Here is a 14,467-nt window from a genome sequence, read left to right as displayed (position 1 = left end):
CGTACCATACGCATCATGTTAGTCAGACGGTGGTACTGGCCGGTCCGTCTGAGATAATGGACCCAGGGGATTGTCTCCCAACTGACGTGTATGCCGGCATCCGACAGCCTTCGTGCATCGGACCCGAGACGCTAGCTCCTCGGTCCTTGTGCGTTCGAACCCTTGGTCCTGTTCGAGCGCGGTATGTGAATGGGCAAAAAAACGAGCATTTGACGTGTTGGCGATTGCTCGCCTTGCCAGCTCACCTAAAAACCGGAGGGAAGGAAATTGGCCCTGACATCGCCTCTTCATAGGCGAACAAAAAACAGAGAAAGAGAACAACAGGAATTTACCTAGCACTAGGAACTCTCATGAGGGCTTGTAACCATTTGTCTCCTTCAACTGAAGCGTGTGGTTGGGCGGCGATGAACTCAGCCAATGCGTCGCGGTGCCTGCGGAACGAAGGGGTAAACGTGACGAAAGTTGGACCTCCCCACGCAAGATCGCTTGGTCGAACTACTGGCATGAAGCAATTCAACTGGGCCAGTCGGCTAAACGGCACCTTATCAACGTCGATCCAAAACTCCGGCGGATCCTTCTTGAGAAGAAACAGTAAAAGACCTCTCTCATAGTTGGAGAGAGAACCTGAGATGGTTTTCACATAATGCAGTTCCATCTCTAGCCTGAGTTGATGTTCGGCATGTGTTTTCCGTTGGCTTGCGATACGTCGTATAAGCACGACACCATTTCCCAGGGCGCATACGATGATGATTGCTGCGCCTACGAGAACGCAGAGGCCAGAGAATCCCCGGAGAGAAGCAAGAGCATCGGCGTAGGGCCATTCATAGAGCTCCGCCGAATAGAGCAGTGTACCGAGCACCACTAGCAGCAAGCCATGGGGAAGTGAACGCTCCCTAAGCGAATTCGCAAAACCTGCAATCCATTCTGGCATTGTGCGCCTCGCTTAATCAGTGCGACCTTATCATCTACGGCGCGGCTTGACGATACGTCGTAGCCGTTACGCTGTATATGTTGCCTGGGCACATATAGTGCGACCTCGGCACCGCTTACTTCTGAGACATCCGGAGACAGCTAGTCTAGGTCTTGACGCAACTTTGCCTGTTACCGTGTTGCACCCGACTGTGCGGCTACGGGGGTAGCGGACAACTAGCGCAAAGCACACGAAAGCGAACTCCTCCAAGTTCGACAGCAACGTCACCGAGGTGAATTGACCGTAGCTATGTGATTGATCTCAGGTCAGGTGTATTGTCGTTGATGATGAAGATTCCTTATCGGGGATTTCGGATAGCTGCCGGGCGTGTAGGCGCCCCGTTTCTGTGATCCGGACTGTAGGTAGGTCCCCGGAATGCTCGACAGGCATCTGAGCGATCAAGGACGTCGCCTCGTCGATGTCGTCTGCTGCCACTTGTCCGTCTCGCCAATCACCCGGAGTGTCGTGCAGTAGAAGCGCTCAAGATAGTCGAGCACGCGCATTCGCCAGGCGCAAGCGGGACATTGTGCTAGGTTCGGACATTTCTCGCCTACGGTTCGAACCTGTTGACGTATGGGTGTCTGACAGCACGCGACGGACGGTCACGAGCGTGGAAGAGGCGTCGCGGCTCCTTTTGAGGGATGGCCTGATCCCGGTGATACGTGTGATGAGCGTCTCATTGCTATGGAAGCCTGCTACGGGGCCTTCAAAGTCAAGACGCTAAAGACCATCGATATCGCGCGATCGGCCTTTATCAATGCTGCTGAGGAAGCAGGGATGGTCTAGAACTGAGACGCGATCAGCAGCTAACCCCGCCACTAGCCAGCGGCCGTTTCGCTCACCTGCGACATGCCGCCCGTCTCGGGATCGCGGCGGATGACACAGAAGTCCTGGCTTGGAGCGCCGTTCCGACGCGTCGCGGAGCCTCGTTATTCAAGGTGAAGGTCGGGAAGCTCGTCAGATTGCGGTTGGACTGGGTGATGCGCCCGCACATTAGCGAATATACAAGTGGCTCCGCGTCGGGCGAATAGCGTCTGGTATCCTGCTATCGAGTTAGGCGGGTAGGCTCCGGCCCGTTGATGTTCTTGCGGATTACTCGTACATGCCAGCATCGCGAGAAGCCGGCCCCGGTCCATCTCCCGCATCTTCTGCTGACGTTGTTCTTGCTCCTGCTGGGCCACCACGCCCGCCGCATCCATACCCGCAGCTGTTAGTAGCGAGGCTAGCTCGTGCAGCCGCGCCATACGGTGCTCGCCTCTCCGGATGTAACTTTCCGCCAAGAGCAGTTGCTGCTGGATGGATTCCCGATTCATGCGACCCCCATCGCAGGAATAGTTGCTTATGAAGTTATAACCGACCAAGGACTTATGGCCAAGCTCGCGGTCGGCGACGGGAGTTGCCGGGGCAGTACGCGCGTACGCGAGAAGGGGGGCGGACAAGAGCAGTGCGAAATCGTACGCTAAGGGCGAACGGAGCATGAACGGCGCCGTAGCCCGGATGTCCAGCATCCGATCCCTGTGGATTGCCATCGCAATGCACCAATCTTGATTTCTTCGTCCGTCCGACTCGACAACGCTCCCGGCAGATTGGTCGGAGATGGAGTCGGGCAATGGGTAAACGGAGGCTTCTCAAGGTCCAAGATCGACAGAGACTTTTCGATATACCAACCGATGAGGACGGCCTCATCCGGCACTATTCGTTGTCGTCGGCTGACAGGCTTGAGATTGGACTTCGCAGACGAGAACACAATCGGCTCGGATTTGCCGTTCAGCTCTGCCTGATGCGATATCCAGGCAGGGTGTTGGCGACCGATGAAACTCCGCCTCGCGCAATGCTAGAGTACGTTGCTGAGCAGATTGGCGCCGACGCTGGAAAGTTTGCGCTCTATGCACGCCGTGAAGAAACGCGGCGCGATCACATTGCTCGCTTGATGGTTTATCTGGCCGCGCGGAGCGCGACGGCGCAAGACCGTAGGGCTGCGCTGTTGGCTGCAATTCAGGCGGCCGCGATGTCCGACGACGGTGGCGCGATAGCGAGTGCTACTGTCGCCATGTTTCGTGAACGCGGATCTCTTCTGCCAGCAATCGACACGATCGAACGGATCGGTCTTGCTGCCCGCGCCATTGCCCGTCGGCGGGCAGAGAGAGCGCTGATCGAAGAAATTTCGGTCGATACGCTTCATCGTTGGATAAGCTGTTGGAGGTTGACCCGGCTATCGGCCAGACGCGATTTCATTGGCTACGATCAGCGCCGGATGCGCCAGGTACGTCAAACCTGGTCGGGCTGACCGAACGGATTGCCTTCCTGCGCGAGCTAGAAATCGATCCGAGATTGCAGATACGCATATCGTCTGGACGGTGGGATCAGATGATCCGTGAAGGCAACGCCACACCGGCATGGCTGGCCAACGACTTCAATGCCAGCCGTCGACACGCGCTAATCGTGGCGCAGATTATCAAGCTCGGCCAGAAGCTCACGGACGATGCAGGGTCGATGTTCATCAAGCTGATAGGTCGGCTGTTCTCGCAAGCCAATAACCGCAAGAAGCAGCGGCACATGGACTGCAGGCCGGATACCGCCAAAGCGCTACGCATGTTCCTGGACACGATCACAGCCCTGCAGTCCGCGAACGATTATGGCCGGAACGCATTGGAGGTTCTCGATCAGGAAGTTGGATGGCACCGGTTGCTTCGGATGAAGCCTGAGCTTGAGTCGATGGTCGGCGACAACGAGGCATCGCCCTTGACCTTAGCGGTCGAGCAATATGCCACCGTCAATAAGTATGCCGGTGCGTTCCTGCAGACGTTCACGTTCCGCTCAGCGCGCCGCCACGATCCCCTTCTTGCGGCGATTTTGCTGCTGAAGCGGCTCTATGCCGAGAAGCGGCGGACCCTTCCGGATCGCGTCCCGGTCACCCACCTCAGCCAAGCCGATCGACGGCTGATCCTCGGGCAGGAGAAGCCCGATCGCCGTCTCTATGAGATTGCAACCCTCGCGGCTTTGCGAGACCGGCTTAGATCTGCGGACATTTGGGTCGATGGCAGCCGATCCTTCCGACCGATCGACGAGCACCTGATGCCGCGATCAACGTTCACCATCCTGAAAGATGAAGATCGCCTCGGACTTGGTGTCCAAGAAGACGGCGCGGCGTGGCTTACCGAAGCGCGGCAGATGCTCGACTTCAACCTGAAGCGCCTGGCGCACAGGGCACGATCCGGAAAGCTTGAAGGTGTTCGCCTTGAAGCTGGTACCTTGATCGTCACGCCGGCCGCCGGCGAGGTTCCCGCTGCAGCGGAGGAACTGAACGCCGAGATCAGCGAGCTTTATCCGTTGGTCGAGGTGCCGGACCTCCTGCGGGAAGTGCACGAATGGACCGGCTTTGCGGATTGCTTCACGCATGTTCGAACGGGTGACACTCCGAGGAATGTCTCGGCCATGCTGGCTGGCGTACTGGCCGATGCGACCAATCTCGGTCCAAAGCGAATGGCCAGCGCGTCCAAAGGCATCAGCGCTCACCAGATCAGTTGGATGCGCGCCTTCCATGCCCGGTCAGAGACCTACCGCGCGGCCCAGGCCTGCGTGACTGACGCACACACCCGCCATCCGCATTCTTGCCTTTGGGGCAATGGCACGACGTCATCATCCGATGGCCAATTCTTCCGAGCAAGCGACCGAGCCGCAAAGCGCGGAGACATCAATCTACATTACGGCAGTGAGCCCGGATCGAAGTTCTACAGCCATCTGTCAGATCAGTACGGCTACTTCAGCATCTTGCCCATCAGCCCGACCGAAAGCGAGGCTGCCTATGTGCTCGACGGACTATTCGATCAGGACACAATCCTCGAAATACAGGAGCACTTCACCGACACCGGCGGCGCGAGCGATCACGTCTTTGGGCTATTCGCTCTGATCGGCAAGCGGTTCGCACCACGACTGCGCAATCTCAAAGATCGGAAGTTCCACACGTTCGAGAAAGGCGACGCATACCCGGCGCTGTCGAACCACATCGGGGCGCCGATCAACACCACCCTGATCCTCGATCACTGGGATGATCTGCTTCATCTAGCGGCATCGATCACCACCCGCGCCGTTGTGCCCTCTACGATTTTGAAGAAGCTCTCGGCATCACCGAAGGAAAGCCAGCTGGCCAAGGCTCTTCGGGAACTCGGCCGCATCGAGCGGTCGCTCTTCATGACCGAATGGTACTCGAACTCGACATTGCGCCGGCGCTGCCAAGCCGGCCTCAACAAGGGCGAGGCAGCGCACAAACTCAAACGCGCAGTCTTCTTCCATGAGCGTGGCGAACTCCGCGACCGGTCGTTCGAAAGTCAGGCATTCCGCGCATCAGGCCTCAATCTTGTCGTCAGCGCGATCGTCCACTGGAACACGGTCTATCTCGACCGCGCGGTCAAAGAGCTCAAACGAGCGGGAAGGAACATTCCAGAGTCCCTATTGAGGCATATCTCGCCGCTGAGTTGGGAGCATATCAACCTGACAGGCATCTACACCTGGGACAGCGAGCAAAATCTCCCGGAAGGCTTCAGATTGCTTCGCCTCCCGGCTGGGCTACGGCGTGCCGCATAACGTTCCTGCTCCGTTCGACCTTAGCGTACGATTTCGAACTGCTCTTGTCCCGCCCCCTTCAAGGTGCCGGACCTTGCGGCGGCAATCGACGGGGAGCAGGTGATCCTCGGTCCGTATGAGCCGATCGACGGGTTCCACGTCGCCATCATCGACGATGGTGGGGTCCCAGTGGAACTGATCCAGACCGAATTGCGCGATGACGAGATCTGGAGCCGCGCGCGATGCGGGCAGGGATCGCTTTATCGCGGCGAGACGCTGTGAGGCCGCGCGGTCAGGCAGTGATGTGCCGCGATGGCCTGACGAGTGGCATCGACGGCAATCTGGTTCTTCCAGCTAGCGACAGATGAAGCCGGTCTTGGATGATGCCGCCGCGCATCGGCAGCATGCGGCGGTCGGGATCGGCGAAATCCTTCTCCGCCCGGTCCGCCCGGCTCGCTATCCTCTGCCCGCAAGAGACGGTTCTGCAGACACGTGCCGGACCACGCACCCGGCCCATCTCGAAATCGGGATCGGGCGGGTGGGCCTGAACTGCTCTCTGCTTCGGAGCGTGGCCTTCGGGGCGTGGATCGCCTCCAGCCGGTGCTGCTTTTCGGCCGCCCGGCGGGGTACCTTCTGGCCACACCGGCTCTCCATGCCCTCCCCGAGGCGCTCCCGCGTCGACTACGCGCCACCGACGTAACGACTTCACCTCGATCAGGCTTGCTAGTCATAGATGCGGCTGCCAGCCTGCCGCTTACCAAGGGGTGATCGCTTCCGGTCAGTTCGAGGCCATCGCACCAGCAGAATGCGCTTGCCGGCCGCTGAGCTTTTGTCTAAATAAAACGTGACACTCTAGTGTGACGCATTACATAGCGTTGCGGAGAGCCGGACGACACCGTTGCGCCGAGGCAGGCGGCTTGTCGGATCAAGCAAGCTGAGGGCTCACCTTGGGTTCCAGCCCACGGTGCGACTGAACAAGCTTTCCGGTGCTGCGCGTCGGGCAAGATCTGGGGATATGATGCGATGCAAGGCAACGCGTTTCATATTCGCTCGCAAGAGCCGGAAGCTGCTGCACGGAGCAGCGGGACGTCCTCTGCTGTTCCGGCACACAAGATGCCGAAGGTCTGGATTGTCGTCGCCGTTGTCTGCGTCGGCTCCTTCATGGGGCAACTCGATGCCAGCATCACTCAGCTTGTGCTGCCTGCGCTCGAGCGCACCTTTTCAGCATCCATCGCCGAAGTCAGCTGGGTCGCGGTGATATTCCTGCTCGTTGCTACGGTCATGCTTCCGGTTTTCGGACGGCTGGCCGACATGTTCGGCCGGAAGAAGCAGTATGCCGCCGGCTTCCTGGTCTTCATCGTGGGCTCAACGCTATGCGGCTTCGCACCCGGAATCGAAGCCCTGATCGCGGCTCGGGCGCTGCAAGCGGTCGGCGCGGCCATGATCGCCGCCAACAGCGTAGCCATCATCGTGTCCGTTGTGGGCGCCAAGCTGCGGGGCAAGGCCCTCGGGATTCAGGCTGCGGTGCAGGCGATTGGTCTCTGCGCCGGCCCGACGGCAGGTGGCTGGATCGTCGATACGCTGGACTGGCGCTGGGTGTTCTGGGTGAACGTGCCGTTCGGTCTTTTGGGAATGATCCTGGCATGGTTCATCGTTCCCGAAACCAGTGCGGGCAAGCCCGGCAGCCGTTTCGACTTGCTCGGCGCCCTGCTGCTGGTGCCGGCGCTCGGCGCGCTGATGCTGGCCATCAACCAAGTCGGCTCCTGGGGCTTGACCTCGCCCGGCGTCCTGGGAAGTGCCGCGGCCGGTATTCTCCTGACGGTCGCCCTCATCGCTTGGGAACGCCGCTCGTCCGATCCTCTCATTCCACTCGGCCTGTTCAAGAAATGGTCTTTTGCTTGCGGAAATCTGGTCGGCTTATTTGCTTTCATCATCCTGTTCGGATTGTTCTTTCTCATGCCGTTCGCGTTCGAGCGCGTGTTTGGAGAGAGCGCGTTCTCCGCCGGCCTTCGCCTCACGACCATACCGATCGCGCTCGGCATCTTTGCGCCCATCAGCGGGGCTCTGTCCGATCGCATCGGAAATCGCATTCTTTGCTCCTGCGGAATGCTGATCGTGTGTATCGGCCTCCTTTCCTTGTACATTCAATTTGAAGCGGCAGAGCCGAGCCTACCCCACATCACGCTGTCCCCCGTTGTCGTCGGCATCGGCGAGGGCACGTTCTTCGCGCCCAACAACAACGCGATCATGGGGAGCGCCTCCGTCACGGAGTCCGGCGAGGCCGGCAGCCTGCTGAACGTCACCCGTGATCTGGGAACGAGCGTGGGTATTGCGATGGCGACAAGCTTGTTGTCGTGGCAATTGCGTCTCCTCACAGGCGGTTCGAGCGCTCTCAGCGCCAGCACGACGGATCTGACGTCCGCCATAAAGATGGCTGTGAGCGTACTCGCCCTGCTGGCGTCGCTTGCGGCGCTCTTGTGCTGGGTCCGCCCTGCCGGACTTTCTACCGCCCATGAGCGACAGGACGCGATCCCGGATCGCAGCCATCAACCTGCCTCGGACCCGTACTAAAGCGCACTCAAAAATCGATATGGAGACAGAAATGGCAGATGAATCGTTCGAGCCGTCAATGTGGCGCAATGAGTTGAAGGCGATTGCTTTCGACGTCCAGGGTACCACCGCCGACTTCTATGAACCGCTGCTCCGTGCTGGAACCGCCATCAATCGCAGCAAAGGACTTTCTATCAACTGGTCCGAAATGTCGACCGAATGGCGCGGTCTCTACCGGCAGATGCTCGACGAAGTCATTGAAGGAAAACGGCCGTGGACAAGAGTCGATCATATCTACTGCGAAACGCTCGACACATTGCTCAAGAGCCACGGCCTTGAGTTCACTCAGGAAGAGCGTGACGCGCTCAACGCCGTATGGTCACAGCTTGACCCTTGGCCGGACTCTGTCGAAGGGCTGACACGCCTGCGCCGTCATTTCACGATTGCGACTTTGTCCAACACGGGCATGGCGGCTGCTGTCTCGATCGCCAAACATGCACAATTGCCGTTCGATGCGGTACTCACCGCGGAACTGGCCAAGATCTACAAGCCGGCACCGGAGGTCTATCAACTGGCCGTGGATTATCTTGGCTATCGGCCTGATCAAATCTTGATGGTTGCTTGTCACAAGTATGATCTGCGGGCGGCCAAGGCGTTCGGCATGCGCACGGCATTCGTCGCACGCCCTCTTGAGTTCGGTCCGGACGCCCAGCCCGATATCGCGCCAGAGAGCTGGATCGACTGCTGTGTCGATAGTTTCACCGCTCTCGCGGACAGGTTGGGAGCCATTTGACGGCGGTTGTGGTCACGCCCGTATGGCATCAGCCCGCCGGCCACAGCAATTCGACACACCAGAGCAATGACCGCCTGACGCCCGTGCCGTTGATCCGACGGGTTTGCGCAGTCTAGGAATTTCAGAAAAGAACGGAGATTGCGTCATGCAGTATCAAACGATCAATCCTTATACTGAAGAACGGATCCAGACATTTCCGCTTCACACTGACCAGGAGCTCGAATCGATAATCGCCAAGGCAGCAAACGCCTATGAAGCCGACTGGAGTCGACGGTCGCTCGCTGAACGCGGAGGCATTGTGAAGAAGGCTGCCTCGCTTTTGCGGGAAAACACCGACCAATACGCCAAGCTAAGCGTGTTGGAGATGGGAAAATTGTTCAGGGAGGCGCAATGGGAAGTCGATCTATGCGCCGACATCCTCGACTACTATGCCGACAACGCCGCCGTCTTTCTGGCGCCTGAAAAGCTTCTCGTCAAAAGCGGCGAGGCCGTCATCGAGAGTGGGCCGCTGGGCGTGCTCTTCTGCATCGAGCCGTGGAACTATCCTTACTACCAGCTGGCACGCGTCGCCGCGCCGAACCTCATGCTCGGCAACACCATCCTCTGCAAGCATGCTCCGAACGTGCCGCAGTGCGCGCTGGCGTTTGAAAAGCTGTTTCTCGACGCAGGCGCCCCGGCGGGAGTTTGGACCAACGTTTTCGCAACGAATGAACAGTCGGCCACGATCATCGCAGATGACCGGATCAGAGGAGTGGCTCTTACAGGCAGTGAAAGAGCCGGCGCCGCGGTGGCTTCGGAAGCGGGTCAAGCGCTCAAGAAGAGCACGATGGAACTCGGCGGCAGCGACCCGTTCATCGTCCTGGACGACGCCGATCTCGACATCGCCGTCAAATCGGCCGTATGGGGTCGGATGCAGAATACCGGACAGGCCTGCACGGCAGCGAAGCGCTTCATTGTCCTGGACAGCATTGCCGACACGTTCATCAGCCGCTTCAAGGCCGGGTTGGAAAGTGTGAAGCCGGGCGATCCCATGGACCCCGATACATCATTGGGCCCACTTTGTACCGATGCAGCCCTCGGCCTCGTCCTGAAGCAGATAGATGCTGCGGTCGGGGGCGGCGCGAAGATCCTGCTCGGGGGCACGAAGCTCGACCGGCGCGGCTTCTTCCTCGCTCCTACCATCCTCACCGAGGTGCGGCCGGACAACCCGGCCTATCGGCAGGAATTCTTCGCGCCGGTAGCCATGATCTTCCGGGTGGAGAACGAAGCCGAGGCCGTAAAGCTTGCAAACGATTCTCCCTTTGGATTGGGCGCGACTGTCATCACCAAAGACATCGAACGCGGAAAGCGTATCGCGCGCCTGATCGAGTCCGGAATGGTCTTCATCAACGAAGCAACCGGGAGTGCACCTGAACTCCCGTTCGGAGGCGTCAAGAACTCCGGATATGGCCGCGAACTGTCCCATCTGGGCATTAGTGAGTTCGTGAACAAGAAGCTGATCCGCGTCGCGGCTTTCTGACACGGATCGACGCCCGGCCTGATGTCGCGCCAGAGAGAGGATCGATCGCGACGTCGATCGCTCCTCTCTCTCGCCGACACGCCGGGCTCTTCAACGATTCGATCAAGATCGCATGTGGTCCGTATTGGCGAGAATCAATAATAATTTTTGCCAATATTGTCTCTATCTTGGCGAAACCTATGGACATATTGGTGTAGGCCGGCATTGGATCAGCTATGGAACCGAGGCAAAATGATCCTTTCCAGCGGGCGGCCGACAGGGATTGCGCCATCCAGCACGCTCTTGGGCACTTGTTTTCTCTCGATATCGGCTGGCGGAATATCATCTTTTCCTTGAGAACTGCCGGCGCAGCGATCCTCGCGCTTGCGATCGCCTACTGGCTGAATCTGGATGACCCACAATGGGCGACGCTGACGGTCTATCTGCTCGCGCAACAAACCGTCGGGGCCACTCTTTCAAAAGGCGTATGGCGCGCCATGGGGACCATTGGCGGCGGATTGCTGGGACTGGCAACCGTCGCACTCTCTTCGCAGGCGCCGGAACTGCTTGTCGCCACGACCGTGACGATGGTCGGGGTGACCTTCTACCTCGGCGCACGGCTTCGCAATTTCGTCTCCTACGGCATGCTCCTTGCGGGCTATACTTTCCTGCTCGTCGCCTATGAGGGATCCGTCGACCCACTCAATGCATGGTCGATCGCCGCAAACCGCATCGGCGCGATCCTGATCGGCATAGGCTGCGGCACGGTGATGGGGATGATCGTCCTGCCACGCTATGCCGGCGAGGCGCTGCGTGAGGCGCTCTCCAGCACGTTCCGCGACCTGACGGGCTATGTCGCGACGGCGTTGCGCCTTTCGGCATCTCTGGCCGTCTTCGCCAAGCTGCGTGGCGAGATGGTGCGCAAGGTCGTTTCCTTCGACGCGTTGCGTTCCTCGACTGTCTTCGAGGGACCAGAAATGCGGGCCGACGCTGCGGGCGTGGAGCGCATCGTCCACGAATTCCTGATCGTGCTGTCGGTCGGCCGGGGGCTCTTCGTCCGCCTCGATGCATTTGACGAGCGCAATGCGCGGGTCGTGGAGACACGTCTGCGCCCGACACTGGAAGCGATCGCACAGCGGGTCGAGGAGGCCGGAGCCGATCCGCTTATATGGCGGACACCGGAAGAACTCCGCGGCGAACTGCGTCAGTCGCACCGGGAATTGGACGCGGCGGCGGCCGATCTCGAGGCTATGGCCGGCGTGGCGCCCTTCGAGCCGCTGGCCAACGGGCTGCTGATCCTGAACCGCGTTGGCGATCTGCTCGACGGCCTGGCCAAGGTGGTTCTGACCGAGGCCGCAAGCCTGGACGACAGGGGCCGCAGCGTATCGTTGCGCCATCTCCACAAACGCGATCCTGCAACTGAGCGAGAGGCGCTGCTGCTCGGCATCCAGGCTGCGCTCGCGATCGCGCTGCTCAGTGTCTTCTGGATGGCAAGCGGTTGGAGCGAAGGTTTCACCGCGGTTTCTGGCGGCAGAAACACGCTCTTCCTGGCCGTCAATCAGGACGATCAGCGGGCGGCTGCGCGCACTTACCTGATCTGGACCGCGGCAGGCATCGTTGTTGCCTATCTCGCCATGATCTTCGTGCTTCCGCACCTCGAAGGCTTCGGTGCACTGGCCGCGGTGCTCATGCCGATCCTGTTTGTGCCGGGTCTCATGGCCGGCACCCCCAGCCATGCCCTGGCCGGTATTGCGTTCGGCGCCTTTGCGATCTCCGAAATGAGCACCGGCAATGTCTTCGTGCCGGAAGAGCAGGCATTCATCAGCAACGCGATCGCATTGCTCCTCGGCATGGTCATCTGCCTTGCCGTGATCGCGGCAACGCCGGTGAACTCGCGAGCCAGGAGAGACAGGAGCTGGCGGCGCGTGGTCGGCACGGTCCTGCCTCAGGTGGCGCGCGGGTCGGCCAACCCGGATCGCGCCTCCGACGAGATCGTCGCCATGCTGGCATCCCTTCTTTCACGCCTCGCCCTCGATCAGCAGCGCGACGAGGACTTCTTCAGGGGAACACTAGGCGCCGCGTCGGTTGCGATCGAACTCGGTCGACTGGTGGAACTTGGATCGAATGTCGATACACCCGCCGACGTGGCCGGCGAGTTGAAACGCTTCCTGGAGCAGTTTGCATCGTCTCTAGAAGCCGTTGCCAGCGATCCTGCCGATTGCGGGCCGGCCCTTGCAAGGGCCGAAGCTATCGTGTCGGGGATGCGGGGCTACCTTTCCTCGCTGCCTCTTGTGCCCGGTCCCGAAGCGCGACCCGTTCTGCGGGCCGGTGCGGCTCTACGTTTCATCGCGGATCGCTTCTCCATCGACCGGGCTTATCTGGAACGCGATTTTGCCAAGAGATAACGGGAGCCGAGCATGGGCCAGCCAAATCTCACTGTATTTCACACCATGGAACTACTCGGTTTCTATCTGCCGCCGCTGGCGTTCTGGGCGACAGCGGCAATCGTTCCCTTTGTTATCTTGCGTTGGGCTTTTGGAAAAATCGGCTTCTATAGGTTTGTCTGGCACCGTCCGTTGTTCAACATCGCGCTTTATGTGCTTGTGACGGGTGGCGTTGTCGGCTTGGGGAATCTCGCATGGCTGTGACCGCGACACTGCGCGTCGTTCTCACACTCGTCGTCACTGCCGCCGCCGGGCTGGTGGGGTGGTGGTTGTGGAATTTCTACACCCTGTCCCCTTGGACACGCGATGCGATCGTGCAGGCCACGGTCGTTCAGGTCGCCCCGGACGTTTCGGGAACGATCACGACAATGAACGTGGTCGACAACCAGAAAGTCGCGAAAGGAGATGTTCTGTTCGTGCTCGACCAGCAGCGCTTCATACTTGCCGTCGAGCAGGCGCAGGCGACCATCGCGCAAAGCCAATCGGCGCTGAAGCTTGCCCAGGACGATGCCGATCGCGACGCACAGGTCGTAAAGGGAGATCCCGGCGCCATATCGACTGCGGCAGCAGAAGCATCGCGGACCAAGGCGAGCGAAGCAGTGGCGGCCCTACAGTCTGCACAGACGCAACTTGCCACGGCTCAACTCAATCTCGAGCGCAGCACCGTGCGCTCGCCGGCAAACGGCTTCGTCACGAACCTCACGGCCGGCGCGGGCGATTATGCGATCGCCGGGACCAGCGTGCTGGCCTTGGTCGATAGCGATTCCTTCTATATCTATGCCTATTTCATGGAGACCAAGCTGCCGGCGATCAGGGTTGGAAACGACGCCGAGATACGTCTGATGGCTGGTGGAACGATTCTGCGTGGCAAAGTGCAAGGCGTGAGCCGCGCCATTGCGAACCAGGCTTCAGCCGGTGCCGGCCTGCTCGCTTCAGTCAATCCGAACTTTGAGTGGATCCGTCTCGCGCAACGCATTCCCGTGCGCATTGCGCTGGAAGATGTGCCGGATGATATTCAGCTTGTCGCCGGTATGTCGGCCACGGTCGTCGTTCATTCTCTCACGCCGGCCAACTAGGCCCTCCTGCCGCAGCGCCACCTCTCCTATCGCGCGATCCTGATTCCAGCGGCCACCTTCGTGGGATCGAGGCCCTCCTCCCGCAGCAGGAACCTGGCATCAGTGCCAGCGGGCACATTCCGCGAAGTTCGCCTGGATACGGATGCCGGGTTGAAGCGGCATCTCTCCGTCATCACTGTGATGCGCCCTGTAGCGGGCGCGTCCCATGGACACCTATGTCGCGGTCCACGCCTATGCGCCGCGCAGCGTGCAACGAGCGATGATGGCGGGCGTCGCCTGCACCGGGCTGCATCGGCATACGGTCATGGCCATGATCGCTCATGCCTTTCTTCAATCCCGGCGCCTCAAGCAAGCGAAGCGAAAAAAGAACCCTGGATCCGCCAGCTCAGCCGACCTTGCCAGCGGTCCGGGCCGCCATCATCGCGACCTTCGAGGGGTGACCATCAACACGATGTCCGCACTGCGGCCGACTGCTCTCTCCTGAAAATTCACCAAAGTAATGCTTCTGTAATGGGCCTTTGATCGTCAAGTCCCTCTGAACGATATCTCGTCGCCAGGATCATGCTTCTGTCC

The 14,467-nt window shown here is 59.9% G+C and carries 9 protein-coding genes and 2 pseudogenes; 10 read left to right on the top strand and 1 reads right to left on the bottom strand.

Features of this window, described 5'->3' with window-relative positions; genetic code table 11:
• Positions 1-328: 328 nt before the first annotated feature.
• Positions 329-931, bottom strand: coding sequence for a hypothetical protein (locus tag KIO76_RS29670; RefSeq protein ID WP_213327281.1), 603 nt, complete (start codon positions 929-931; stop codon positions 329-331).
• A 687-nt stretch (positions 932-1,618) separates the two neighbouring features.
• Between KIO76_RS29670 and KIO76_RS31855 the strand changes: the two are divergent.
• From KIO76_RS31855 to KIO76_RS29620, 10 genes and pseudogenes are all read left to right on the top strand, one after another.
• A pseudogene (locus KIO76_RS31855) lies at positions 1,619-1,756 on the top strand (DUF982 domain-containing protein); the annotation flags it as partial.
• Between the two features lie 823 nt (positions 1,757-2,579).
• Positions 2,580-5,554 (top strand): annotated as a pseudogene (locus KIO76_RS29660) (Tn3 family transposase).
• A gap of 99 nt (positions 5,555-5,653) precedes the next feature.
• A complete protein-coding gene (locus KIO76_RS29655) occupies positions 5,654-5,815 on the top strand; it encodes a hypothetical protein (protein ID WP_213327280.1) in 162 nt (53 codons plus the stop codon).
• 831 nt (positions 5,816-6,646) lie between these two features.
• Complete coding sequence (locus KIO76_RS29650; RefSeq protein ID WP_213327279.1) at positions 6,647-8,104, top strand: DHA2 family efflux MFS transporter permease subunit; 1,458 nt, start codon at positions 6,647-6,649, stop codon at positions 8,102-8,104.
• On the top strand, positions 8,046-8,876 hold the full coding sequence (locus KIO76_RS29645) for a haloacid dehalogenase type II (RefSeq protein ID WP_249730241.1): 831 nt from the start codon (positions 8,046-8,048) through the stop codon (positions 8,874-8,876). The genes KIO76_RS29650 and KIO76_RS29645 overlap by 59 nt, the downstream gene beginning before the upstream one ends.
• 145 nt (positions 8,877-9,021) lie before the next feature.
• A complete protein-coding gene (locus KIO76_RS29640; RefSeq protein WP_213327278.1) occupies positions 9,022-10,395 on the top strand; it encodes an NAD-dependent succinate-semialdehyde dehydrogenase in 1,374 nt (457 codons plus the stop codon).
• A 215-nt stretch (positions 10,396-10,610) separates the two neighbouring features.
• Positions 10,611-12,779, top strand: coding sequence for an FUSC family protein (locus tag KIO76_RS29635; RefSeq protein ID WP_213327277.1), 2,169 nt, complete (start codon positions 10,611-10,613; stop codon positions 12,777-12,779).
• A 12-nt stretch (positions 12,780-12,791) separates the two neighbouring features.
• Entirely contained in the window at positions 12,792-13,022 is a 231-nt protein-coding gene (locus KIO76_RS29630; protein WP_213327276.1) for a DUF1656 domain-containing protein, read from the top strand.
• Positions 13,013-13,894: an efflux RND transporter periplasmic adaptor subunit gene (locus tag KIO76_RS29625; protein WP_213327275.1), complete on the top strand. Its 882-nt coding sequence runs from the start codon at positions 13,013-13,015 to the stop codon at positions 13,892-13,894. The genes KIO76_RS29630 and KIO76_RS29625 overlap by 10 nt, the downstream gene beginning before the upstream one ends.
• Before the next feature lie 205 nt (positions 13,895-14,099).
• The gene (locus KIO76_RS29620; RefSeq protein WP_213327274.1) at positions 14,100-14,378 is read left to right on the top strand and encodes a hypothetical protein; all 279 of its coding nucleotides are present in this window, start codon (positions 14,100-14,102) and stop codon (positions 14,376-14,378) included.
• Positions 14,379-14,467: the final 89 nt, after the last annotated feature.

Source organism: Chelatococcus sp. YT9 (genome assembly GCF_018398315.1).
Lineage (GTDB): Bacteria > Pseudomonadota > Alphaproteobacteria > Rhizobiales > Beijerinckiaceae > Chelatococcus.
This window is presented reverse-complemented; position numbering and strand designations above follow the sequence as displayed.

What these genes read in the sequence shown, in the direction of transcription:
- KIO76_RS29620 (WP_213327274.1), top strand. Translation starts at nt 14,100, where the DNA reads ATGGACACCTATGTCGCGGTCCACGCCTATGCGCCGCGCAGCGTGCAA.
- KIO76_RS29650 (WP_213327279.1), top strand. Translation starts at nt 6,647, where the DNA reads ATGCCGAAGGTCTGGATTGTCGTCGCCGTTGTCTGCGTCGGCTCCTTC.
- KIO76_RS29630 (WP_213327276.1), top strand. Translation starts at nt 12,792, where the DNA reads ATGGGCCAGCCAAATCTCACTGTATTTCACACCATGGAACTACTCGGT.
- KIO76_RS29670 (WP_213327281.1), bottom strand. Translation starts at nt 931, where the DNA reads ATGCCAGAATGGATTGCAGGTTTTGCGAATTCGCTTAGGGAGCGTTCA.
- KIO76_RS29635 (WP_213327277.1), top strand. Translation starts at nt 10,611, where the DNA reads ATGGAACCGAGGCAAAATGATCCTTTCCAGCGGGCGGCCGACAGGGAT.
- KIO76_RS29645 (WP_249730241.1), top strand. Translation starts at nt 8,046, where the DNA reads ATGAGCGACAGGACGCGATCCCGGATCGCAGCCATCAACCTGCCTCGG.
- KIO76_RS29625 (WP_213327275.1), top strand. Translation starts at nt 13,013, where the DNA reads ATGGCTGTGACCGCGACACTGCGCGTCGTTCTCACACTCGTCGTCACT.
- KIO76_RS29640 (WP_213327278.1), top strand. Translation starts at nt 9,022, where the DNA reads ATGCAGTATCAAACGATCAATCCTTATACTGAAGAACGGATCCAGACA.